General features: G+C 71.4%; 2 protein-coding genes. Both read right to left on the bottom strand.

From position 1 onward, the window contains the following. Window positions 1-1,393, bottom strand: a 1,393-nt coding sequence (locus AWZ10_RS35475; protein WP_208618606.1) for a glycoside hydrolase family 9 protein, incomplete at its 3' end; no start/stop codon positions are given. A gap of 270 nt (window positions 1,394-1,663) precedes the next feature. Further along, a partial coding sequence (locus AWZ10_RS35470) for a discoidin domain-containing protein (RefSeq protein ID WP_167366022.1) occupies window positions 1,664-2,160 on the bottom strand: 497 nt, incomplete at its 5' end.

Below are 2,160 nucleotides of genomic sequence, written 5' to 3'. Positions count from 1 at the left end.
GGCGGGCAGCCTGTGCGGCCGTGGCGGCCAGGTTCAGGGTGGCCGCGGTGCTCGGCGGGTGCAGTTCGCGCTTCTGCGCGTCGTCGGCGGGCATCAGGGGCAGGCCGGTCCACTGCTCGTCGTGGATCTTGTGGTGGACCATGCCGGCGAGGGGCTGCCCCTTCGGCACCTGCATCCTGAGCATGAAGTCGAGCTGCCAGCGGGCCTCGTCCAGCAGGTCCGGGACCTTGTTGCCGCTCTCCGGGATGTTCAGCGACCCGTCGCCGAGCTTTTCGGACTCCCCGGTGCGGGCGTACAGGGAGCGCTCGTACGTGCTCAGCACCTCCCAGGTGGAGATGCCGCCGTTGACGACGTACTTGCCGTGGTCACCGGCGTCGTACCAGCCGCCGGTGACGTCGAGCGTGTAGTCGCACACTCCGGGCTGGCAGGGCACGTCGCGGTCGCCCTGGTTGGGCGCCGCGTTCAGGTGACCGGCGGCGCGGCCGTAGCCGGGGCGCAGTTCGTCGCTGATCGGGGTGCCGCTGCGCTGGGTGTAGTAGTACTTCAGCGAGTCGAGCCGGAGGCGTTCGTAGGCGCTCGGGTCGATGTCGAAGGGCCGGCTGGTCTCGCCGTCGACGACCAGCGTGAAGCCGGTGCCGCGCTTGCGGTAGGCGCCGAAGTCGATCGAGTGGACGTTCTGCCCCGAGGAGGCGTCGAGCCCGCGCGGGACGCTCCGCCCGTGGGCGACCACGGCACCCGACGCGTTCTTCAGCTTCCAGGGCAGCTTGGCCGTGGCGTCGGTGACCAGGGTGGCGTTCTTGGGCCCGGCGGGCAGATAGGCGACCTGGTTGACGCGCACCCGGGGCCCGGTGTCGGGCTCGTACACCTCCGGCGGCACCCCGCCGAGCAGCGACACGTCGTCCATGCAGAAGGTGAACGGGGCGGCGTTGCCGCCCACTTGGAAGCCGACCTGGCCCTGCGCGGTGTCGACGGGCGAGGTGAAGGTGTACGAGTAGGAGTCGCCCGAGACGTTCAGCTGCGGGCTCACCTCGAAGTACGTGTCGTACGGTGCCGCCGACAGGCCGACGATCGCCCGCAGGACGTTGCCCTGGGGCGTGCCGGACGCGGAGAAACTGAACCGGTACGACTCGCCCTTGACGAGGGTGATGTCGTTCTGGCCGACGGCGGCGTCCCAGCGGTTGGTGGTGCCGCCGGGGATGTCGGCGCAGAGGTGACCGTCGGTGAGTCCGGCGGTGACGTTGCCGGTCGTCCACCAGGGGGCGGTGGTGGTGTCGAAGGCTCCGTTCTTGACCTGTTCGACCTCCTCGGCCTGGGCCGGGCCGGTGGGCAGCGCGGTGAGCGCCGCCGCGAGGAGGGCCGTCAGGGCGAGCAGGGTGGTTCTGCGTCGTTTCACGTCTGGGGCTCCTCGGGGGAGGTGGGGGCGCACAGCGGTGACGGGTGGTGGCGGATGGCGCAACTACGGAATGGCGCAAGTACGCAACGGCGCATGTTCGGAACGGCGCATGTACGCAACGGCACGCGCGACGGAGGGACAGAAATGGGAGCGCTCCCAAATGTGGTCGTTGGCCATGCTGTTAGAGACATGACAGCCCGTCAACGGTCCGGACGGGACTGGTTTCCCTCCTGCGTTCCCATCCGGACCGAAGCGGCTCTCCCGACGCGGTCAGACCGCGAGAACGTCCAGCCGGCTGATCCGCACCGCGCCGCGCGCCTCACCCGGATGGCGGCTCGTCAGCGTGAGCCGGACACGGGTGCCGCGCAGCGGGGCGAACGTGATCGCCGTGGGGGCGTCGGAGGTGGTGGCCCAGTCGGCCTTCGCGCCCTCGGCGGGAACGTACCGGCTGCCGTCCCACACCTCGACGCCGACGGCCTCGGGCAGCGTGTGCCCCGCGTCGACGGTGAACGAGACCTCGACCCGGTCGACCGTCCCGGGCCGTCCCCAGTCCACCGACACCCAGTCCACGGGCCGCGCCCCGGAGAACGCGGGCAGCAGGGCGGTGGCCGCCTTGAGGAACGCGTTGGACCAGCCGGTGGCGGGGTCGCCGTCGAGCATGGCGGCGGGCAGGGTGTCGGGGCGGCCGGAGTAACTGGCGTCGGCACGGGGGTGGTCCGGGGCGGCCGGGTGGTCCGGCTCGAACTCGGCGGCCGGGGTCGTCACCC

Origin of the sequence: Streptomyces europaeiscabiei (assembly GCF_001550375.1) — a bacterium.
In the GTDB taxonomy this organism is placed as follows: domain Bacteria; phylum Actinomycetota; class Actinomycetes; order Streptomycetales; family Streptomycetaceae; genus Streptomyces; species Streptomyces europaeiscabiei.
Note: the sequence above shows the minus strand (reverse complement) of the source record. Positions and strands in the feature narration are given on the sequence as shown.